20 protein-coding genes are annotated in these 20623 nt (G+C 72.8%); 6 read left to right on the forward strand and 14 right to left on the reverse strand.

The window, feature by feature from the left end; translation table 11 throughout:
- Positions 1-4: 4 nt before the first annotated feature.
- Positions 5-4894, reverse strand: a complete 4890-nt coding sequence (locus AC3A3L_RS11350) for an NAD-glutamate dehydrogenase (RefSeq protein WP_487640131.1) — start codon at positions 4892-4894, stop codon at positions 5-7.
- A gap of 136 nt (positions 4895-5030) precedes the next feature.
- On the opposite strand from AC3A3L_RS11350, the gene AC3A3L_RS11355 reads away from it, so the two are divergent.
- Positions 5031-5504 (forward strand): DUF2505 domain-containing protein, encoded by a 474-nt coding sequence (locus AC3A3L_RS11355; protein WP_487640132.1) that lies wholly within the window; start codon positions 5031-5033, stop codon positions 5502-5504.
- Positions 5501-6142 carry a maleylpyruvate isomerase N-terminal domain-containing protein gene (locus tag AC3A3L_RS11360; protein ID WP_487640133.1) on the forward strand — a complete coding sequence of 214 codons (642 nt, stop codon included), beginning with the start codon at positions 5501-5503 and terminating at the stop codon, positions 6140-6142. Before AC3A3L_RS11355 ends, AC3A3L_RS11360 begins: the two co-directional genes overlap by 4 nt.
- On the opposite strand, the gene AC3A3L_RS11365 is transcribed toward AC3A3L_RS11360, so the two are convergent.
- Genes AC3A3L_RS11365 through AC3A3L_RS11380 form a run of 4 tightly spaced genes read right to left on the reverse strand, consistent with a single transcriptional unit; the run spans position 6135 to position 9863 of the window.
- Positions 6135-6347 carry a hypothetical protein gene (locus AC3A3L_RS11365; RefSeq protein WP_487640134.1) on the reverse strand — a complete coding sequence of 71 codons (213 nt, stop codon included), beginning with the start codon at positions 6345-6347 and terminating at the stop codon, positions 6135-6137. The two genes, AC3A3L_RS11360 and AC3A3L_RS11365, sit on opposite strands and share 8 nt — an antisense overlap.
- Before the next feature lie 37 nt (positions 6348-6384).
- On the reverse strand, positions 6385-8013 hold the full coding sequence (gene pruA, locus AC3A3L_RS11370) for an L-glutamate gamma-semialdehyde dehydrogenase (protein WP_487640135.1): 1629 nt from the start codon (positions 8011-8013) through the stop codon (positions 6385-6387).
- 57 nt (positions 8014-8070) lie between these two features.
- Positions 8071-8415 carry a DUF6912 family protein gene (locus AC3A3L_RS11375; RefSeq protein WP_487640136.1) on the reverse strand — a complete coding sequence of 115 codons (345 nt, stop codon included), beginning with the start codon at positions 8413-8415 and terminating at the stop codon, positions 8071-8073.
- On the reverse strand, positions 8412-9863 hold the full coding sequence (locus AC3A3L_RS11380) for a WS/DGAT/MGAT family O-acyltransferase (protein WP_487640137.1): 1452 nt from the start codon (positions 9861-9863) through the stop codon (positions 8412-8414). Before AC3A3L_RS11380 ends, AC3A3L_RS11375 begins: the two co-directional genes overlap by 4 nt.
- Before the next feature lie 137 nt (positions 9864-10000).
- Here AC3A3L_RS11380 and AC3A3L_RS11385 point away from each other — a divergent pair, with 137 nt between their 5' ends.
- Together AC3A3L_RS11385 and AC3A3L_RS11390 are read left to right on the forward strand one after the other, a co-directional pair.
- Positions 10001-10423 carry a hypothetical protein gene (locus tag AC3A3L_RS11385; RefSeq protein ID WP_487640138.1) on the forward strand — a complete coding sequence of 141 codons (423 nt, stop codon included), beginning with the start codon at positions 10001-10003 and terminating at the stop codon, positions 10421-10423.
- The gene (locus AC3A3L_RS11390) at positions 10420-11757 is read left to right on the forward strand and encodes a hypothetical protein (protein ID WP_487640139.1); all 1338 of its coding nucleotides are present in this window, start codon (positions 10420-10422) and stop codon (positions 11755-11757) included. Before AC3A3L_RS11385 ends, AC3A3L_RS11390 begins: the two co-directional genes overlap by 4 nt.
- A gap of 2 nt (positions 11758-11759) precedes the next feature.
- Here AC3A3L_RS11390 and AC3A3L_RS11395 read toward each other — a convergent pair whose 3' ends face one another.
- The 3 genes from AC3A3L_RS11395 to AC3A3L_RS11405 all read right to left on the reverse strand — a co-directional run bounded on the left by AC3A3L_RS11395 (position 11760) and on the right by AC3A3L_RS11405 (position 14717).
- On the reverse strand, positions 11760-12611 hold the full coding sequence (locus AC3A3L_RS11395; protein WP_487640140.1) for a calcium-binding protein: 852 nt from the start codon (positions 12609-12611) through the stop codon (positions 11760-11762).
- Positions 12612-12694: 83 nt separating this feature from the next.
- Positions 12695-13990, reverse strand: a complete 1296-nt coding sequence (locus AC3A3L_RS11400) for a CpaE/TadZ family protein (protein WP_487640141.1) — start codon at positions 13988-13990, stop codon at positions 12695-12697.
- 4 nt (positions 13991-13994) lie between these two features.
- Positions 13995-14717: a CpaB family protein gene (locus AC3A3L_RS11405; RefSeq protein WP_487640142.1), complete on the reverse strand. Its 723-nt coding sequence runs from the start codon at positions 14715-14717 to the stop codon at positions 13995-13997.
- Positions 14718-14817: 100 nt separating this feature from the next.
- Between AC3A3L_RS11405 and AC3A3L_RS11410 the strand changes: the two genes are divergently transcribed.
- A complete protein-coding gene (locus tag AC3A3L_RS11410; RefSeq protein WP_299932250.1) occupies positions 14818-15063 on the forward strand; it encodes a helix-turn-helix domain-containing protein in 246 nt (81 codons plus the stop codon).
- Between the two features lie 17 nt (positions 15064-15080).
- On the opposite strand, the gene AC3A3L_RS11415 is transcribed toward AC3A3L_RS11410, so the two are convergent.
- The 3 genes from AC3A3L_RS11415 to sigE are packed head-to-tail and all read right to left on the reverse strand — an operon-like array spanning position 15081 to position 17712.
- A complete protein-coding gene (locus tag AC3A3L_RS11415; RefSeq protein WP_487640143.1) occupies positions 15081-16601 on the reverse strand; it encodes a S1C family serine protease in 1521 nt (506 codons plus the stop codon).
- Positions 16598-17113, reverse strand: coding sequence for an anti-sigma factor family protein (locus AC3A3L_RS11420; protein ID WP_487640144.1), 516 nt, complete (start codon positions 17111-17113; stop codon positions 16598-16600). The genes AC3A3L_RS11415 and AC3A3L_RS11420 overlap by 4 nt, the downstream gene beginning before the upstream one ends.
- Entirely contained in the window at positions 17113-17712 is a 600-nt protein-coding gene (sigE, locus tag AC3A3L_RS11425; RefSeq protein ID WP_487640145.1) for an RNA polymerase sigma factor SigE, read from the reverse strand. Before sigE ends, AC3A3L_RS11420 begins: the two co-directional genes overlap by 1 nt.
- 202 nt (positions 17713-17914) lie before the next feature.
- Here sigE and AC3A3L_RS11430 point away from each other — a divergent pair, with 202 nt between their 5' ends.
- Positions 17915-18577, forward strand: a complete 663-nt coding sequence (locus AC3A3L_RS11430) for an O-methyltransferase (RefSeq protein WP_487640146.1) — start codon at positions 17915-17917, stop codon at positions 18575-18577.
- A gap of 13 nt (positions 18578-18590) precedes the next feature.
- On the opposite strand, the gene AC3A3L_RS11435 is transcribed toward AC3A3L_RS11430, so the two are convergent.
- From AC3A3L_RS11435 to AC3A3L_RS11445, 3 genes are read right to left on the reverse strand one after another with little or no spacing between them, the layout of a single operon-like run.
- Positions 18591-18929: a hypothetical protein gene (locus AC3A3L_RS11435; protein WP_487640147.1), complete on the reverse strand. Its 339-nt coding sequence runs from the start codon at positions 18927-18929 to the stop codon at positions 18591-18593.
- Positions 18929-20449 (reverse strand): leucyl aminopeptidase family protein, encoded by a 1521-nt coding sequence (locus tag AC3A3L_RS11440; RefSeq protein WP_487640148.1) that lies wholly within the window; start codon positions 20447-20449, stop codon positions 18929-18931. Before AC3A3L_RS11440 ends, AC3A3L_RS11435 begins: the two co-directional genes overlap by 1 nt.
- A 2-nt stretch (positions 20450-20451) precedes the next feature.
- Positions 20452-20619, reverse strand: a complete 168-nt coding sequence (locus AC3A3L_RS11445) for a DUF3117 domain-containing protein (RefSeq protein WP_487640149.1) — start codon at positions 20617-20619, stop codon at positions 20452-20454.
- Between the last annotated feature and the right edge of the window lie 4 nt (positions 20620-20623).

The following is a 20623-nucleotide window of genomic DNA, read 5'->3' on the forward strand; positions in this document are numbered from 1 at the left end:
CCGGTCAGGACAGCAGGCCCCGCACCACCCGCAGCCCGACGGACAGGCGGGCCAGCTCGGCGGTCTCCTCGCGGCAGATCTCGTCCAGCGTCGCCGCGGCGCGACCCACGAGCTCCTCGTCGGCGTCCTCCCAGGCGGCCACGCGCGCCGGCGCCGAGTCCGCGGCGTCGGTGGACTCGAGGACCTGGGCGGTCAGCTGCTGGTGGACGCCGTAGAGGTCGTCGCGCACCGCGGCCCGCGCCATCGTCTGCCACCGGTCGTCGCGCGGCAGGGCGAAGATGCGCTCCACGAGCGCCGGCAGCCCGAGCCGCTCCCCCAGCGCGAAGTGGACCCGGGCCACGTCGACCGGATCGAGGTCGAGCCGGTCGGCCGTCTCGACGATGCCGAGCAGGGCGTAGGCGGAGGCGAGCACCGCGACCCGGGAGGCCAAGTCCGCGGGGACATCCTGGTCGGTGAGGCGCTTCTCGCGGGCGCGGTAATCGTCGAGCTCGCGCCCGCTCATGATGCCGGGCAGCTCGGCCATGACGCGCTGGACGCGACCGCGGAAGAACTCGACCGTGGCGCTGGAGTCGAGCGGCGGGCGCCGGTTGGTGACCAGCCAGCGCGACGCGCGCTCGACGAGCGTGCGCATCTCGATGCGCATCCGGGTCTGGCGCTCCGCCGGCACCTGGTTGTCGAGCGCGGCGATCTCGTGCCGCAGTGGCAGCGAGCCGAAGATCTCGCGGGCGACGAAGTTGGCCCGCGTCAGGTCGGCGGGGGTGGCCCCGGTCTCGCCCTGCAGCCGCGGCCAGAAGGTCATGCCGGCGCCGTTGACGAGGTCGTTGACCACCTGCGTCACGATGATCTCGCGCCGCAGCGGGTGGTCCTCGATGGCCGCCTCGAGGTCCGGCTTCATGCGGCTCGGGAAGTAGGCGAGCAGGTCCTCGCGCAGGTAGGGGTCGTCGGGCAGGTCGGAGTCGACGAGCTCCTCGGCCAGCACGATCTTGGTCCATGCCAGCAGGACCGACAGCTCGGGCGCCGACAGGGCCTGCTTGCGCTCGAGGCGGCGCCGGACCTGGCGGGTGCTGGGCAGCCCCTCGAGCTCGCGGTTGAGCACGCCGCGCTTCTCCAGGGCGCGCATCCAGTCCTCGTGCACGTGCAGCAGCGACGGGGCGTGGGCCTGCGCGTTGGCGAGGGCGAGGTTCTGCTCGTAGTTGTCGCGCAGGACGAGCTGGCCGACCTCCTCGGTCATCTCGGCCAGCAGCTCGTTGCGGGCGTCCTCCCCCATCGCCCCCGATCGCACGACGCGGTCGAGCAGGATCTTGATGTTGACCTCGTGGTCGGAGGTGTCCACACCGGCGGAGTTGTCGATGAAGTCGGTGTTGATCCGTCCGCCGTCGCCGCGGGCGCCGAACCGGGCGTACTCCACCCGGCCGAGCTGGGTGAAGCCGAGGTTGCCGCCCTCGCCGACGCACCGGGCCCGCAGGTCCTCGCCGTTGACGCGGATGGCGTCGTTGGCCTTGTCGCCGGCGTCGGCGTCGGTCTCCTCCGACGACTTCACGTAGGTGCCGATGCCGCCGTTCCACAGCAGGTCGACGGGCGCGAGCAGGATCGCCCTCATCAGCTCGGCAGGCGTGAGCGAGGTGACGTCGTTGGCGAGCCCCAGGGCCTCGCGCGCCTGGGCGGACACCGGGATCGACTTCGCCGAGCGCGGCCACACCCCGCCGCCCTCGGAGATGAGGGAGGTGTCGTAGTCCTTCCAGCTCGACCTCGGCAGGTCGAAGAGCCGGCGCCGCTCGGCGTACGACGACGCGGCGTCGGGCGAGGGGTCGATGAAGATGTCGCGGTGGTCGAACGCCGCCACCAGCCGGGTGTGCTCGGAGCAGAGCAGGCCGTTGCCGAAGACGTCGCCGGACATGTCGCCGATGCCGACCGCGGTGAAGTCCTCGGCCTGGCAGTCGACACCCATCTCGCGGAAGTGCCGCTGGACCGACACCCACGCGCCCTTGGCGGTGATGCCCATCGCCTTGTGGTCGTAGCCGACCGAGCCGCCTGACGCGAACGCGTCACCCAGCCAGAAGCCGTAGTCCTTGGCCACGCCGTTGGCGATGTCGGAGAACGTCGCGGTGCCCTTGTCGGCGGCGACGACGAGGTAGGAGTCGTCACCGTCGTGGCGCACGACCTCGCGAGCCGGCACCGTGACCCCGTCGACGAGGTTGTCGGTGATGTCGAGCAGCCCGGAGATGAAGGTCTTGTAGCAGGCGACGCCCTCGGCGAGCCACGCGTCGCGGTCGGAGGCGTCGGGAAGCTGCTTGCAGAAGAACGCGCCCTTCGCGCCGACCGGCACGATCACGGTGTTCTTCACCATCTGCGCCTTGACCAGCCCGAGCACCTCGGTGCGGAAGTCGTCGCGACGGTCCGACCAGCGCAGTCCACCGCGCGCCACCGCGCCGAAGCGCAGGTGCGAGCCCTCGACGCGGGGGCTGTAGACGAAGATCTCGAAGCGGGGCCGCGGCTCGGGCAGGTCGGGGATCGCCGACGGCTCGAGCTTGAAGGAGATGTAGGGGTGCACCTCGCCGTCGGCGGAGCGCTGGAAGAAGTTGGTGCGCAGGGTCGCGCGCACCAGGGTGCGGTAGGAGCGCAGGATGCGGTCGTGGTCCAGGCTGACCACGTCGTCGAGGGCCTTGGCGAGCCGCTCCTCCACTGCCTCCACCTTGGCGACCCGCGCCTCGGCGTCGTGCTCCAGCGAGCGGTCGCCGCGGCCGGGGTCGAAGCGCGACTCGAACAGCTCCACGAGCAGCCGGGTGATGTCGACGTTGCTGCGGAGCGCCTCCTCGATGTAGTCGAGGGCGAAGGGCGAGTTGCCCTGCTTGAGGTACTTGGCGTACGCCCGCAGCACGGTGGCCTGCCGCCACGTCAGCCCGGCGGCGAGGACGAGCTGGTTGAAGCCGTCGATCTCGTTGAAGCCGTCCCACACCGCGCGGAGCGCCTCGGCGAACAGCGTGCGCTCGTGGGGCGCGAGGGTGCGGCCGTGGCGCAGGCCGAACTCGTAGATGAACGAGGGCCGGGCCAGGCCGGTGAGCTCGTAGGGGCGCTCGTCGACGACCTCGACGCCCATCGACGTCAGCATGGGCAGCATCGCGCTCAGCGACAGCGGCTCGCCGACCCGGAAGACCTTGAGCCGCGACTCGCCGCGACGGTAGTGACCGCCGCGCTCGTCCTGGTCGAACAGCGCGAGGTCGATGCCCTCCTCGCCGGAGATGGCCTCGATGCGGCCGAGGTCGGCCGACCCGCGCTGCGGCTGGTAGTCCTCCTTGTAGGCCTCGGGGAAGGCGTGGGCCCAGGCCCGCGCGAGCCGCGATCCCTCGTCGACGCCGTGCTCGCTCACGACGGCGGCGACGAAGTCGTCGCGCCACGAGCGCGAGGCCTCCATCAGCCGGCGCTCGAGGTCGGGGACGTCGATCTCCGGGATCTCGCCGCCCTTGGGCGGGTGGACCACGAAGTGCACGCGAGCGGTCGTCGACTCGTTGACCCGCGCGGTGAACTCGACGTGCTCGCCGCCGAGCTGCTCGGCCAGGATCTCGGAGAACCGCTCGCGCACGGCGGTGCTGTAGCGGTCGCGGGGCAGGTAGACGAGGACCGAGACGTAGCGGCCGTAGGTGTCGCGGCGCACGAACGCCCGCAGCTGGCGACGCTCCCGGGCGTTCATCACGTCCTGCGCGACCGGCGCGAGCTCGTCGGGCGAGGTGTGGAACAGCTCGTCGCGCGGGTAGTTCTCGAGCGTGTCCATCAGCGCCTTGCCGGCGTGGCTGCGGGGGTCGAAGGCCGCGTGGCGCATGACCTCGGTGACCTTCTCGCGCAGCACCGGGATCCGGGTGACCGACTCGGTGTAGGCGGCGCTGGAGAACAGGCCGAGGAAGCGGCGCTCACCCACGACATCGCCGTCGGGGCCGAAGGTCTTGATGCCGACGTAGTCCAGGTAGGCGGGACGGTGGACGGTGGCGCGGGAGTTGGCCTTGGCCAGCACGAGCAGCTTCTTCTCGCGGGCCTTCGCCTTCACCAGCGGGGGCAGCTTGGCGAACGAGGCCGACAGGTCCTGGTCGTGGCGCAGGATCCCGAGGCCGGTCCCGGGGACGGCGCGAAGGCCGCACTCCTCGGGCGCGCCCTCCTCCGCCTCGAGCTGGTACTCGCGGTAGCCGAGGAAGGTGAAGTGGTCGTCGGCCAGCCAGGTGAGGAACTCGCGGCCCTGGCGCAGCTCCTCGGCGGGGAGGGGCGGCGGGTCCTGGTCGAGCTCCTCGACGACGGCGAGGGCCTGGGCGTGCATCTTCTCCCAGTCCTCGACGGACTCGCGCACGTCGCGCAGCACCCGCTGGAGGCCGTCGGTGATCTCGGCCGCCTCGTCGTCGTCGGTGCGGTCGATCTCGACGTGCATCCACGACTCCGCGCCCTCCTGGGCCGACGGCTGCGTCTCGGACTGGACGGCCGCCCGGGCGCCCCCACGCGGCTCGTGGGCGTGCACCTCCTGGAGCTCCCCGGTGATGTCCCGCTCGACGGCGAGCTGCGGGTGGATGATCGCGTGCACGTTGTGCCCGAGCCGGTTGAGCTCCATCATCACCGAGTCGACGAGGAACGGCATGTCGTCGGTGACCACCTCGACGACCGAGCGGCCCGAGGCCGACCAGCCGGCGTCGGCGAGCGTGGGGGTCACGACCCGCACGGCTGCGGTGCCCTGCGGGCGCGAGGACGCGAGGTCGTGGTGGGAGGAGACGGCGCCGAGCAGGTCCTCCGGCGACCGCTCGGCGACCTCGTCGGGAGCGACGTGCCGGTAGTAGGCGCGGACGAGGTCCCCCCACTCCGGACGAGCCGCCGTCGCTGCGTCGAGCTGCTGGTCCTTGATCTCCTCAGGCGTCGCCACGCCCCGACACTAGAACCCGCACTGTGACCGTCACAACACGGGTCGGTACCCGGCAGTCACACCCCGTCGGCCATGATGTCGGCACCGGCCGGAGCGCCTGCCCCGGCCGCTCGGACGGACACCCGGAGGAGCCTGGATGGGCAAGCGCGTGGTCAAGGAGCTCACCTACGACGCCTCGCTCGAGGAGGTGGCCGCGATGCTCACCGACCGGTCGTTCCGCGAGCGCGTGCTCGAGCGGATGCACGTCGTCCGCGGGAGCGTCACCGTCGAGGACGGCGTCGTCACGATCGAGCAGGTGCAGTCCTCCTCGGGCCTGCCGTCGTTCGCGACCAAGCTCGTCGGCGACGAGATCAGGATCATCCAGGTCGAGGCGTGGCGCACCACCGAGCACGCCGACGTCGAGGTCAGCATCCCCGGCAAGCCGGGCGAGATGGCCGGCACCGCGACGCTGGTCGAGTCGGGCGGGCGCACGACCGAGCGCGTCGACCTGGAGGTGACCGTCCGCATCCCACTGGTCGGCGGCAAGATCGAGGGCCTCGTCGCCGACATGCTGGGCAAGGCGCTCGACACCGAGCACCGCACCGGCGTGGAGTGGCTCGCGGCTCGATGACCGCGCTGCTCACGGAGTCGTACGACGCACTGGCCGCCGTCGTGTCGCGGCTGCGCGAGGACGACGCCTGGGTGCCCACCGGGTGCACCGGCTGGACCGTGCGCGACCTGGTGTGGCACCTGCACGCCGACGCGACCCGAGGGCTGGTGGCGGTCCACACGCCGGCGGGGCGCGAGGCCGACTGCGACGCGGTCGCCTACTGGCGGTCGTGGGGCAGCGACCCGGACGCCGACGAGCGCAGCCGCCGGCTGACCCGCGTCGAGGCCGGCCTCCACGACTTCTCCTCCCTGCGCGAGCGCTACCTCGAGGCGGCAGCCGCGACCGCCCGTGCGGTGGCGGCCGTCCCTGCCGGGGTGCGGGTGGCGACGCAGGGTCACGCCCTCAACGTCGGCGACCTCGCCAGCACGTTGGCGGTGGAGGCGACGCTCCACCACGTCGACCTCGTCGCCCACCTCGACGCCCCCGGCCCGCCTGCCGCGGGTCTCGCCGAGGCGCGCCGGGTGGTGGAGGCGTTGCTGGGCCGGACCCTCGACGGCTGGACGACCGAGCGGGTCGCCCTGGTCGGCACGGGACGCGCCGAGCCGACGGCTGCCGAACGGTCCGGGCTCGCCGGCGCCGAGGTGCCCGTCTTCAGCTGAGGTGCTCGCGGTCGTCCGCGGGAGCGCCGTCCTCGCGGGAGGCCGTGGCGCCGTCCGCGCCGTCCTGCTCGGCGCGCCGCCGCCAGATCACCAGGCCGAGCACGAGGAACGGCCCGAACGCGAGCAGCAGCGTGAGCGCCTGCTCGTAGGGGTGCAGGGCGCCCATGTGCCACAGGGGCCGGAGCGGGAGGACGGGGACGAGCACGCCCCCATCCTCCCCCATCGGCGCGGGGGCCGGGACGTCAGCCCTGGTGCGGGTAGCGGTGGTCGGTCGGGGGCACGAAGGTCTCCTTGATCGACCGCGGCGAGGTCCAGCGCAGCAGGTTGACCGCGGCACCGGCCTTGTCGTTGGTGCCCGACGCACGACCGCCGCCGAAGGGCTGCTGGCCCACGACGGCGCCGGTCGGCTTGTCGTTGACGTAGAAGTTGCCCGCGGCGAAGCGCAGCGTCTTGCGCGCCCATGCGATGGCCGCGCGGTCCTGCGCGATGATCGCGCCGGTCAGCGCGTAGGGGGCGAAGGACTCCATCTGCGCCACCACCGACTCGAAGCGGTCGTCCTCGTAGACGTGGACGGCCAGGATCGGGCCGAAGTACTCGTCGGAGAACATCTGGTCGGTCGGGTCGCTCGACTCGATGATGGTGGGCCGCACGAAGTACCCCACCGAGTCGTCGGTCTGCCCTCCGGCCAGCAGCGTCAGGTGGTCGTTCTCCTCGACCCGGGCGATGGCCTTGCGGTGCTTGGCGAACGCCCGGTCGTCGATCACGGCTCCCATGAAGTGGGACAGGTCGGTGACGTCACCCATCGACAGCGCCTCGGTGTCGGCGATGAGCTGGTCCTTGATCTTCACCCAGACGGAGCGCGGGACGTAGGCGCGCGAGGCTGCCGAGCACTTCTGGCCCTGGAACTCGAACGAGCCACGGATCATCGCGACGCGCAGCACGTCGGGATCGGCCGACGGGTGGGCCACGATGAAGTCCTTGCCGCCGGTCTCGCCGACGATCCGCGGGTAGCCGCGGTAGCCGGTGATGTTCTCGCCGACGGTGCGCCACAGGTGCTGGAACGTCGGGGTCGAGCCGGTGAAGTGGATGCCGGCCAGGTCACGGTGGGCCAGGGCGACCTTGGACACGTCGAGGCCGTCGCCGGGAAGCATGTTGATGACTCCCGGCGGCATGCCGGCCTCCTCCAGCAGCTCCATCGTCAGCGACGCGGCCAGCTGCTGCGTCGGGGACGGCTTCCAGAGCACCGTGTTGCCCATCAGCGCCGGGGCGGTGGGCAGGTTGCCGGCGATGGCGGTGAAGTTGAACGGCGTGATCGCGTAGACGAAGCCCTCGAGCGGGCGGTGGTCCGTGCGGTTCCAGATGCCCGGGCTGTTGGCGATCGGCTGGTCGGTCAGGATCTGCTTGGCGTAGTGGACGTTGAAGCGCCAGAAGTCGATCAGCTCGCACGCCGCGTCGATCTCGGCCTGGAAGGCCGTCTTCGACTGGCCCAGCATCGTCGCGGCGTTGAGGCGCTGGCGCCACGGGCCGGCCAGCAGGTCGGCTGCCTTGAGGATGATGGCGCACTTCTCGTCGAAGGGCATCGCCTGCCAGCCCGGCGCCGCCTCGGCCGCGGCGGCGATGGCGTCCTCGGTGTCCTTGGTGGTCGCACCGCGGAGCGTGCCCAGCACGTGCTGGTGGTCGTGGGGCTGGACGACGGCGGTCTCGGCGCCGCCTCCCTCGCGGTGCTCGCCGCCGATGACGGCGTGGAAGGTGTGCTGCTCGCCCTCGAGCCGGGCGAGCTCGGTGACCAGTGCCTCGCGCTCCGGGGTGCCGGGCGCATAGGTCAGGTTCGGCTCGTTGGTGGGAGCCGGAGGAAAGGTGATCGCGTCCATGCGGCTGATCGTGTCAGACCGGCCTGCACGCCTCAAAGTGCCGGATGAGGGGCGCGATCACCCGGGGGCGAGGAGGTCGGCGATCTCCTGGGTGGCCCACCACGCGAGGTCGTCGTCGGCGTCCGCGTCGTCCTCGGTGTCGACGTGCACCGCGACCACGTCGCGCCAGCGGACCGGCCCGTCGGGCGAGGGGGTCTCGGCGACCACGACGACGCGGCGGCGCCGGCCGTCCGGCAGGCCGGCCACCAGCTCGCCGGACGCGTCCGCGGCGGTCATGAGGGCGACGTACTCGCTCTCCTCCCCGTCGTCGGGGGCCAGGACCTGGTCGACGACGCGGGGTCCGTCGGCTGCCCAGTCCTCGGCCAGGCGCGGGAGGGACGAGGGAAGGTAGCGACGGCTCACGTCTTCTCCTCGGCGGCTGCCTTGGTGCGCCCGCGCGGCGCGCGGGGCCGGGTGTCGGAGGCCGAGTCCTTGAGCTCCTCGAGCGCCTCGAGCACGCACTGGCCGAGGACGTCGGCGTCGGGCACGGCGTCGCGGTCCGCCGTGATGCCGTAGAACACGCCGCCGTCGTAGGAGGTGACGCCGATGGCCAGCGGGTGGTCGGGCAGCAGCGGGTGGACGGGGTAGGACTCGAGCATGCGCGCACCGTCGGCGTAGAGCGGGAACTGCGGCCCCGGCACGTTGGTGACCGACACGTGGAAGCCGCGGCGCAGCTCGGCCGTGGCCAGCCGGGCCCCCAGCGCGTGGAACGTCGTCGGGGCGAAGCCGGCGATGCCGGAGAGTCGACGGGCCGAGACGTTGCGACCGTTGTCCCGGTGCGCCCGCAGGTCGTAGCTGACCTGGTGCAGCCGGACGACCGGGCTGGGCTCGCCGATCGGCAGGTTCACGAGGTGCCCGCTGATCTGGGTGCCGAGGGAGGTCGGCTCGAGCTCGTCGTCGATCACCGACATCGGCACGATCGCCTTGATGGTGCGCAGGCCGCCCAGCGACTCGGCGCGCGCCATCAGCCAGCCGCGGAGCCCGCCGGCGACGGTGGCCAGGATGACGTCGTTGACCGTGCCGCCGTGCACCTCCCGGATCGCGCGGTAGTCGGCGAGCTCGGTGCGCACGGTCACGAACCGGCGCTGCTGGGAGAGTCGGCGGTGCACCGGGGTGGAGTGCACCGGGCCGCGCCCGGCGAGGGCGTTGGCGACCTCGGCGACACGGGCGGTCGAGGAGGAGGCGGCGCGGCCGAGCGACTCGGCGTTGGCGCGGGTCGTCATCCAGAGCGTGCGCGGGCTCTCGAGGCTGTCGGTGACGGCGGCGAGGGCAGCCGCCACCGGCCCGGCCGCGCGGCCCGGGTGCCAGTCGTCGTCGTGGCCGAGCGTCGAGCGGTCCGGCGAGGTGTCGAGCAGCACCTGCCCGATGTCGACGGTCTCGCGGCCGTCGACGAGGATCTGGTGGCTCTTGGTGAGCAGGGCGACGCGCCCGTGCTCGAGGCCCTCCACGAAGTAGCACTCCCAGAGCGGACGGCTCCGGTCGAGCGGACGGGAGGCGATGCGGGCGACGAGCTCGCGCAGCTGGTCCATCGACCCCGGGCGCGGCAGCGCGGAGCGTCGTACGTGGTAGCCGAGGTCGAAGCCCTCGTCGTCCACCCAGGCCGGGTTGGCCAGGCGGCCCGGCACCGGCTGCAGGCGCTGCCGGTAGCGCGGGACGAAGGCGATCCGGTCGGCGATCAGCTGCACGAGCCGGTCGTGGTCGAAGCCGGACTCCCCCGGGTCGAAGATCTCGACCGTGGCGTTGTGCATGGGCGTCCTGGGGGACTCGGCAGCCAGGATGGCCAGGTCCCGCGGCCGGAGCCGTTCACTCATGCACGTACTCGCTTCGCTCACTCATGCACATGCCCCCTCGTCGACGATCTTGTCCCGCATGGGATTCTGGCAGAGGCAGTGACCCGGCAGGTGCCGCGGGCGCCGCCTGCCCGTGCAGCTGCAGAAGGAGATCCCTCGTGCCCGGTCGCGTCCTCACGCGCATCGCCCCCGTCGCCCTCGTCCTGGTCGCCACGCTCACCGCGTGCGGCGGCGACGGCGACACCGACTCGCCGGCCACCGACCCGAGCGGCAGCTCCTCCCCCTCGGACTCCCAGTCGGGGTCCAGCAGCACCGGTGACGGCGTCGCCGTCACCGTGACGCGCGAGGGCGACTCCTTCACGCCCAACGGGGAGCGCGTCGAGCTGGGGGTCGACCAGCCGCTGGTCCTCACCGTCGAGTCCGACGAAGCCGGTGAGCTCCACGTGCACAGCACGCCCGAGCAGGAGATCGCCTACGACGCGGGGACGTCGGAGCACGAGATCGTCATCGACCGCCCCGGCGTCGTCGAGGTGGAGAGCCACGAGCCCGACGTGGTCCTGCTGCAGCTCGAAGTCCGGTGACCCCCCTCGCCGTCGGCGGTTCGATCTCGGCGCACGGCCTCGGCGGCGCCAAGGACCTGCCGATCCCCTCGGAGCTGGCGATCGCAGGAGCGGTCGCCGCGCTGGTCGTGTCCTTCACGGTGCTCGCCGTGGCGTGGCGCGAGCCTCGCTACGACCCGGCGACCAGTGGTCGACCGGCCCCGGAGTGGCTGGACCGCTTCGTGTCGTCGCGGGCGCTGGCGATCACCGGCCGGGTGCTCGGGATGGTGTTCTTCCTCTACGTCGCCGCGGCCGCGGTCTTCGGCGAGGACACGCTCATCAACCCCTTCCTCGGCACGTTCTACGTGCTCCTGTGGGTCGGGATCGTGCCCGCGTCGCTGCTCCTCGGGCCCGTGTTCCGCGCGATCAGCCCCGCGCGCACGATCAGCATGCTCTTCGCGAGGATCTCCGGCGTCCCCGATGGCGAGGGGCTGTACGCCTACCCCGCGGGCCTCGGATACTGGCCGGCCGCGGCCGGGTTGTTCGCCTTCGTCTGGCTCGAGCTGGTCTACCCGTACTCCACCGACGTCGGACCCGTCCGGCTGTGGTGCGCCGCCTACCTGGGCATCATGTTCATCGGCTCGGCACTCTGGGGCACCACGTTCCTGGCCCGCGCCGACCCCTTCGAGGTCTACTCCTCGCTCGTCGCCAAGCTGTCGATCTGGGGGCGTCGCGACGGACGCCTGGTGCTGCGCAGCCCGCTCGCCAACCTCGACACCGTCGTCCCGCGGGCGGGCCTGGTGGCGGTCGTCGGCGTGCTGTTCGGCAGCACGGCGTTCGACTCCTTCCGGGAGTCCACGCCCTGGCTCAAGCTCGTGCAGTCGATGTCGACCTCACGGGTGTGGCCCGACACCCTCGCCCTCATCGCCTTCTCGGGCGGTGTCGCGCTCGTGCTGACCGTCGCCACGATGGCAACGGGGGTCAGGAGCGACATCCCGCGCCGCTCGCTCCCGAACCTGTTCGCGCACTCGGTCATCCCGATCATCGTGGGCTACATCGTGGCCCACTACCTGACCTACTTCGTCGAGTACGGCCAGCAGACGCTCATCCAGCTGAGCGACCCGTTCAGCCGCGGCGACGACTACCTCGGCACCGCCGACCTGCAGGTCAACTACTGGCTGTCGGCGCACCCGACGTTCCTCGCGGTCAGCAAGGTCGCCGCGGTCACGCTCGGCCACGTCGTCGGAGTGGTGGCCGCGCACGACCGGGCGATCAAGCTGCTCCCCCGTCGGCACCAGCTCACCGGTCAGCTGCCGCTGCTGTTCGCGATGGTCGCCTTCACCGTGGGCGGGCTCTACCTGCTGTTCGCGGCCTGACCTCAGCGCACGACCGGGCCGTACGGCCAGCCGGCCGGCAGCACGTCGGTGACCTCGATGATCTCGCACGAGCCGCGGTAGTCGATGACGTCGGCGGGGTCGCGCCAGCCGACGAAGACCACGCGGTCGGCGTTGCCGTTGTCGCTCTGGGTCGGGTCGTCGCAGTGGATCTTGTCCACCTGACCGTCGGGCAGCACGTAGATGGTGTCGTTGCCCTGCTCGGTGAAGACCTTGTCGGCACCGGGGCCGAGGAAGACGATGTCGTCGCCCTCGTCGCCCTTGATCTTGACGTCGTTGCCCTCGCCGTCGATCAGCACGTCGTTGCCGGGGCCGCCCTGGATCGCTCCGTCGTCGCCGGGGCCGGCGTCGATGTAGTCGTTGCCGTTGTTGCCGATGTGCTTGTCGACACCGTCGCCGCCGAAGAGCCGGTCGGCGCCCTCGCCGCCGCCGACGAGGTCGTTGCCGCCCTCGCCGTAGACGACGTCGTCGCCGGCCCCGGCGGTCAGCTTGTCGTTGCCCTCGCCGCCCCAGAGCTCGTCGTCGCCCTGGCCGCCGTCGATGGAGTCGTTGCCGAGACCGCCGGCCGCCCAGTCGTTGCCGGGCTGGAGGGTGATCCAGTCGTCGCCGTCGTCACCGGTGACGGTGTCGTGCCCGTTGCCCGCCCACACCTTGTCATTGCCACCGCGGGCCGTGACCTTGTCCTGGCCGCCGATGGACATGATCTTGTCGGCGCGGTTCTTGCCCCGAATGGTGTCGTCGCCGGTGGTGCCTTGGAAGAGCTTAGCGGACGCGGGCGACGCAGCCATGACGACGGCGAGCGCCGAGATGGCAGCGATGCGGTAGTGACGTGACATTGGGTCTCCTTCGAACATTCGAATCAGTACCCAAATTACGTTGAATCTTGATGATTTTCAGAATCTTGCCCTCTTGCATTGCCTCATTTCGACCGGGCGAAGCGGCGTCTGCCGGCGCCGACCGACCCTCGGCCACGCCTGAGGCCGGTGCGGGCCGACGGTCCGTCGGCGCCACCGCGGGCGTGGGCCGGGAACGCCGCGTCGGTCAGCGCGGCGAGGGCCTGCGTCAGCGACGAGGGACCCAGGTCGGCGACCGGGCGGCCGCTCACGAGCGCCTGGTCGACCCCGCCTCGGTCGTCTGGGAGGAAGTGGAGGCCGGCGACCCGGCTGAAGCCCTCGACCATGCCGGCGATCTCCCGCTCGGACCACCCGATCGAGGGTCGCATGCGGTTCACCGCCACCCGCACCGGCGCCAAGGGAGCGCGTTCGCGCAGGTCGACCAGGCCGCGCGCGAGCCGGGTGAGCCCCACGGGGTCGGCCGAACCCACGACGACCACCTCGTCGGCCTGCTCGAGGGCGGCGAGGGTCAGGGCGTTGCGCCCCGGCCGGCCGCCGAGGTCGGGACCGGTGTCGTCCTCGAGGCTGAACCCGGTGTCGACCACGACCTGACCGTGGGCGCGCGCCCGCTCGAGCAGCTGGTCCACCTGGGCGGCGCGCACCTCACGCCACCGGTCGGCGCGGGGCAGGCCGGTGACCACGGCCAGGTGCTCCCCGACACCGCGACAGATCGAGGGGAACCGGTCGTCGAGCTGCCCCGCGGCGGCGAGTCGGGAGGCCGAGAGCAGGCCGGACACCTCGTCGAGGATGCCGAGCTGCTGGGCGACGGCACCGCCGTAGGGGTCCAGGTCGACGAGCACCACCGGGGTGTCGCGCCGGGCGAGCTCCCACGCCAGGCTGGTGGCGACCGTCGTGCGCCCCGGGGCGCCGACCGGACCCCACACGACCACGAGGCGTCCGGGCTCGGGCCCGGGCGTCCGGTCGATGCCGGCGAGCGGTGGGGCGTCGGGCACCCGGGTGTCGGCGACGTCCTCCACGGTGGTGACGACCCGCGGCAGCGACGCGAGCTCGCCCCGGCCGACCAGCGCGGTGATGCCCAGGCGCCCGGCATGCTCGCGGGCGTCGAGGTCCTCGGGGAGCGCCGAGGTCACGGCGACCGGGCGCACGGCGTGGCGGCGCAGGTGGGCCACGCTCGCCGGGTCGAGGCCCGGGGCGTCGAGCGCCACGACGGCGACGTCGGCCTGGCCGCTCGTGACGGCGGCGAGGAGGTCGTCCACGTCGACGCACCGCTTGAGCACGACCACCCCCGGATGGGCCTCCAGGTCGGTGAGGGCCGGCGACTCCCACGCCTCGCCCGCCGCGAGCAGCAGCACGCAGATCACCCCGTCACCCCCGGCCGACGACCCGGACCCGGTCGTCGCCGACGGCCGCGAGGACCTCGCCGAGCGACTCCTCGTCCACCTCGGGCACCGCGAGGACGAGCTGTCGGCTGGTCGCCGACGCGAACGCGTCGGTCACCACCGGTGCGTCGAGGACCGCGACGTCACCGAGGACCAGCTCGGCGGCTGCCTGACCACGGCGCTGGGAGACGGTGCGGTCGGCCACGACCCAGACGTCGACGCGCGATCCTCGCGCCAGGTCGGTGGGGACGTGCTCGGGGGCGACCGCGATCGACAGCGACACGGTGTCGTCGGCGGCCTGCTCGCCAAGAGCGGCGGCCGGCACCAGCTCGCCCGCCGACAGCGGCCGGGTCAGGGTGAGCGCGGCCGGCAGCTCCTCCTCGACGCCGAGGTAGCGGTCGAGGTCGGAGGCGTCGTCGAAGCGCACCCGGGCGGGCTCCAGGTCGTCGGCGGTGAGGGTCTGCCCCGCCACCAGGTCGGTCGACACGGCCCAGACCGAGGTCATGTCGTCCGCGCCGGACAGCAACCGCGCACCCGCCACCACCGACCCCGTCACCAGGACGACCCCGATCCACAGCCGCGGGTCGCGCCAGCCGGGTGTCGTGGCGCGCGTCGCGGGAGGGACGTCGGCGGGGTGGGCGACGGCCGGCGCGGGGACGGGTGCGTGGCGGGACGAGCCGCGAGAGGAGGTCCGAGAGGTCCGAGGCACGACGTCATCATTGCCGCACCAGCCGGACTTCACACCTGTCCCTCCACAGGAGGCGGCCCGGCGGCGACGGCAGGCGGGCGCGCGGTGGCACGATGGACCCATGGCCGACGACCCCCGCTTCCTGACGCTCGCCGACGTCGCAGAGGTGCTCAACACCTCCGGCGCGCAGGTCTACGCGCTGGTCCGTCGCGGTGAGCTGCCGGCGATCAAGATCGGCGGCCGGGGCCAGTGGCGCGTCGAGCGGGTGCAGCTCGAGGAGTTCATCCAGCGGATGTACGCCGAGACGCGCACGTTCGTCGACCAGCACCCGTTCGTGGACGCCGAGACCGAGTCGTCCGACACGTAGGTCCCGGGTCAGAACAACTAGCCGACCTTGCCGTCGAGCTCGACCTGCACGACCCGCTCCTCGCCGCCACGGACGACCGACATCTCGACGGTCTCCCCCGGGAGGTGGGTGCGGATGGCCACGATCAGTGCGATGCCGTCGTTGACCGGCTGGTCGTCGACCGCCGTGATGACGTCGTCCTTCTCGAGGCCGGCGCGCTCGGCAGGGGTGTCGGGCATGACCTCGGTGATCGTGGCCCCCTCGGCGTTCGGCTCGCCGCCCGTGCGCACCTGGGCACCGATGACGGGGTACTCCGCCTTGCCGGTGCGCAGGATCTGGTCGACGGTCGTGCGCACCTGCTCGATCGGGATGGCGAAGCCGACGCCGATGTTGCCTGCCTCGCCGGACGCGCCGCCGTTGGTGGCGATCGCGGAGTTCACCCCGACGACCTCACCGGCGAGGTTGACGAGCGGTCCGCCGGAGTTGCCCGGGTTGATCGCGGCGTCGGTCTGCACGGCGTTGATGTAGGACGAGTCGTCCTCGGACTGCCCCGAGGTGGTCACCGGCCGGTTGAGGGCGCTGACGATGCCCGAGGTCACGGTCTGGCTCAGCCCGAGCGGGGCGCCGAAGGCGATCACGGGGTCGCCGACGCGCAGCACCTGCGAGGCGCCCAGCGCTGCCGGCTCGAGCTTGCCGCCGCCCTCGACGGACAGCACGGCGAGGTCGTAGACCGAGCTGCGCCCCACCACCGTCGCCTCGAGCCGCTGACCCCGGTGGTCGATGACGACGATCGGCCCATCGTCCTCGGCGGCGGAGGCGACCACGTGGTTGTTGGTCACGACGTGGCCCTCGCGGTCGAGGACGAAGCCGGAGCCGGTGGCGCCGCCGTCCTGTCCGTCGAGCTCGGCCACGATCTGGACCGTGCTGGGGAGCAGCGCCTGCGCCACCGCGGCGACCGACCCGTTGTCGGCCTCGAGCGGAGCCGCGGTCTGCGTGCGGACGCCGTTGATCCCGTTGTCGTTGGTGCCGGGGCGGGCGGAGAGCTCGTCCTGGATGGCGCCACCGGCGAGTCCGCCGAGCATGCCGACGACGAGGGCGAGGCAGGCCACCGCGGGCCAGACCCACAGCGGGATCTTGCGGGCCACCGTCGTCGGGCCGGCGTAGGGCGGACGCGGTGGGGGGCCGGGACCGAACCAGGCCTGGCCGCCGGGCTGCTGCGGCCCCTGGACGGGACCTCGGGTCGGGTACGGCACCGTCGGGGCCGCGGCCTCGTGGCCGCCGGCCTCCTGCTGGGACGGGCCCTGCGGCTCACCGAACGGCGTCCGGTGGGGCGGCGGGCCGGCCATCATGCCGGGCTGCTGCGTGGTGTCGTCGCCGGGAGCGCCGTAGGGACGCCCCTCGGGCTGCACGGCAGGAGCAGGCTCGGACGCCGGAGCCGGCTCGGTGGGACGCCAGCCGGCGAGCGGCTGGGTGGGCTCCTCCGGCTGCGCGCCGGGAGCGGGCTGGTCGGGGACCTGCTCGTCCGGAGTCTGCTCGTCGGGCCTGTGCTCGTCGCTCACGGAGCAATCTTCTCCCGGATCGCCACGAGGCGCTCGGCCAGGGGCGTCCGGGAGGGTGAGGCGGGTCCGCGCGTGCGGTCGTCGCCGGTGACGGCCGGGCTCGCCGGACCGGTCGGCCGGCTCAGGTCCGTGACCGGCGGCCGCGGGTCGACGCGCGGGGCACCGGCCACGCCGAGCGCGAGCACGCCGACGACGCAGGCACTCGCCGCGCCGCCACCGATGGCGACGATGCCGCGGCGGGGGCGGGGACGCGAGGTCGGGAACTCCAGCGCGGCCAGGCCGTGGCCGGCGCCCAGCGCCGAGCAGCGGCCCACCAGCGCCGACTTGAAGTCGTGGGAGGGCTCGCCGGGCCCGAACGACAGCTGGGCGAGCTGGGTCTTGACCCACCCCTCCTGCTCCACGAGGTCACGGCAGGCGTGGCACGCGTGGACGTGGCTCCAGCACCGCTCCTCCTCCTCGGGCGCGAGACGACCGTCGAGGAGAGCGCTGACACGGGATCCGAGGTGGCTCATCACGTCACCGACCCGCGGGTGGTGGGGGCGAGGGGACCGGAGTAGCGCGAGCGTCCCGCAGCCGGCTCGCGGTGGGCGAGGGCCTTGCGGAGCATCGTGCGACCACGGTGGATGCGCGAGCGCACGGTGCCGAGCTTGGCGTCCATGATCTCGGCGATCTCCTCGTAGCTGAGGCCCTCGACGTCACACAGCACGACCGCTGCCCGGAAGTCGGGCGGCAGCGTCGCCAGCGCCGTCTCGATGTCGTCGTCGAAGGTCTGGTCCGCCACGGCGAGCTCGGGTGCCGGCGCCGGACTGGTCAGCCGGGCGGCGCGCTCGTCCGAGAGCGGGTCGAAGCGGATGCGCTGCTTGCGACGCGCGCCGTCGAGGAAAAGGTTGGTGGTGATGCGGTGCAGCCACCCCTCGAACGTGCCGGGGGTGTAGGTGTCCAGCGACCGGAAGACGCGGACGAAGACCTCCTGGGTGAGGTCCTCCGCGTCGTGGCGGTTGCCCGTCAGGCGGTAGGCCAGCCGGAACACCCGGTCGGAGTGCTGCTCGACGACCTCGTCCCACGTCGGCACGTCGACCGCATCCGGTGTGCCGTCGACCTGGTCCCCCACGGGCGCTCCCTGGCTCGTCTTCCTCGACCGCAGCTGCAACGGTTCGATGTCCTTCCTGACGCTAGGTATCCCGCCTGAGAGTTCCCTGTGAACCACATGCGGACCGGCCAAGAACTCCCAGGCCGGTCATCGCCTCCAACGACCGAGGGGGGCCGTGTGTTCCCGGCCACGTCCCGCTGCCGCTGCGCGATAGAGTCGCCGCGTGCCGACCAACACCGCGCCGATCAAGCCCGCGAGCTGGACCTACGCCGAGACGTTCGTGGCCGAGGACGAGCTCCTCGCCGCCGCACGCAGCCGTGCCGAGGAGGTGGGCGTGGCCCCCGTCGGGTCCGGCGTCGGCGCCGCGCTGCGCTTCCTCGCCTCGGTGCTCGACGCGCGCGCGGTGGTCGAGATCGGCACCGGCACGGGCGTGTCCGGGCTCTGGCTGCTGCGCGGCATGCGCGCCGACGGCGTCCTGACGACCGTCGACATCGAGGCCGAGCACCAGCGCCTCGCCAAGGAGACGTTCACCGAGGCCGGGATCCCCGGCAACCGGGCCCGCACGATCGCCGGCGCCGGCCTCGACGTGCTGCCCCGCCTCACCGACGGCCACTACGACCTGGTCTTCTGCGACGGCGACAAGCGTGAGTACGCCGCCTACCTCAAGGAGGCGCTGCGGCTGCTGCGTCCCGGCGGGGTCGTGGCGTTCGACAACGCGCTGTGGCACGACCGGGTCGCCGACCCGGCCCAGCGCGACGAGGAGACCGTCACCATCCGCGACCTCGGCCGGACGATCCTCGAGCACGAGGCGCTCGTGCCCGTCCTGCTCCCCGTCGGCGACGGCCTGCTCGCCGCCAAGAAGGAGTGGTCGCCCGAAGCCGGCTGACGCCGAGCAGCGGCTAGAGGCGCGGGGCGGCGGCGAAGCCGTCCCAGCCCTCGGCGATCGCGACGACGTCGCACGCCTCGATCAGGATCGGCGGGCTGCCGATGATCCGGGAGCCGGGCGCGTCGGCGGCACCCTCGGTGAAGGTGCGCTGGAAGTCCTCGCGTGCCTCGTCGGTGGCGAAGACGTAGCAGCCCTCGAACCACTCCCCCGGCACCTGGCGCCAGGTCTTGTAGCGCAGCCCGGCCATCCCGGTGAACCGGGCGTGGGAGGTCTCGGCGACGTAGGTCGCGAGCTGGTCCTCGACTCCCTCGGGCGCGTCGGCCAGCGACCACCGGACGGTGAGCCCGAGCATCAGACGATCCCGGCCAGCGGGTCGTCGGAGCCGAGCCACGTCAGCAGCAGGCGCGGTCCCCAGCCGCTGGGCCCGGCGGTCCACTCGAAGCGGTCGGCCGGCGACTCGGCGGCGGAGGCGAAGTCGATGTGGGCCCAGGGCACGTCGCCGACGAAGTGCTGGAGGAAGAGCGCCGCGGTGATCGCGCCGGCGCCACCTGCCGCGTTGTCGCCGTCGGCGATGGTGGAGGCGACCTTGTCCTCGTAGTCGGCGACCAGCGGCATCCGCCAGGCGTTCTCCCCCGAGCCTGCCGCTGCGGCCTGCACCTGGTCGGCCAGGCCCTCGTGGTTGGCGAAGTAGCCGCCGGTCCACTGACCGAGCGACACCTTCATCGCGCCGGTCAGGGTGGCGATGTCGACCAGTGCGGCCGGCGCGAGCTCGCTGACGGCGTAGGCCATCGCGTCGGCCAGCACGAGGCGGCCCTCGGCGTCGGTGTTGTTGACCTCGGAGGTGCGGCCCCCGAAGTGGGTGACGACGTCGCCGGGGCGCATCGCGCAGCCGCTGACCGCGTTCTCCGCTGCCGGCACCAGGCCGACGACGCGGACGGGGCAGTCGACGTCGCGGAGCGCGGCCATGGTCGCGATGACGGCGCCACCTCCGCTCATGTCGCGCTTCATCGTCAGCATGCCCTCGCTGGGCTTGATGTCGAGGCCGCCGGTGTCGAAGGTGATGCCCTTGCCGACGAGGACCACCGTGGGCATGCGCTTGGTGGCGCCGCGCGGGGTGTAGTCCATGCGGATGAGCCGCGGCTCGTTGACCGAGCCGCCGCCGACGGCGCGGATGCCGCCGAAGCCCTCGGCCTCCAGCCGCGCGTCGTCCCAGACCTGGACCTCGAGGCCGGCGGCCTCACCGACCTCGACGGCCTGGTCGGCCAGCCAGGCCGGCGTCTTCAGGTTGGCCGGGACGGTCGCGAGGGTGCGCGAGCGCCAGCCGGCACCGCCCAGCGCGAGCGCCCGGGCGAGCTCGTCGTCGGCGCCGTCGTCGTCCACGCCGGCGAGCACGATCCGGGCGACCGGGCGGTCCTTCGGCCCGGTGGAACGCCAGTGGAAGGCGAACGAGCCGAGCATCGCCCCGACCACGAAGGCGCCGAGGCCCTCGTCGGGCGCGATCGACACGAGCGACGTGGCGACGCTGCCCCGGTCCTTGGTGGCGCGGGCGAGCACCGCGCCGGCGCGGCGGAAGTCGGTGGACGTCGCCTCGCCCACCCCGACCAGCAGCACCAGGCCCGGCCCGTCGGACCCGGTCGGGACCGACGTCAGCTCGCCGGTGCGTCCGGTGGCTCGCGACGCCTCGAGCGCGGCGAGCAGGTCGAGGCCGAGAGCATCACCGGCCTCGTCGGCGCCCGGGCCCAGGAGCGGCCCGTCCTCGCCCGGGAGGACCGGGAACGCCCAGACCTCCGCACCACCGATCTGGTGCGGCAGCGCGGGGCTGAGGGCGAACTCGGGAGGTGAGACCTGGGGCGGGAGCGCGGTGCTGGGCACGATCAGCCGACGACGTCCTTGAGGGCGTCACCGAGATTCGAGGCCTCCTCGGCGTTGAGCTCCACCACCAGACGTCCACCGCCCTCGAGCGGGACGCGCATGACGATGCCGCGGCCTTCCTTGGTGACCTCGAGCGGTCCGTCGCCCGTGCGGGGCTTCATGGCGGCCATCGGC

The organism is Nocardioides sp. Soil_C_8 (assembly GCF_057656315.1).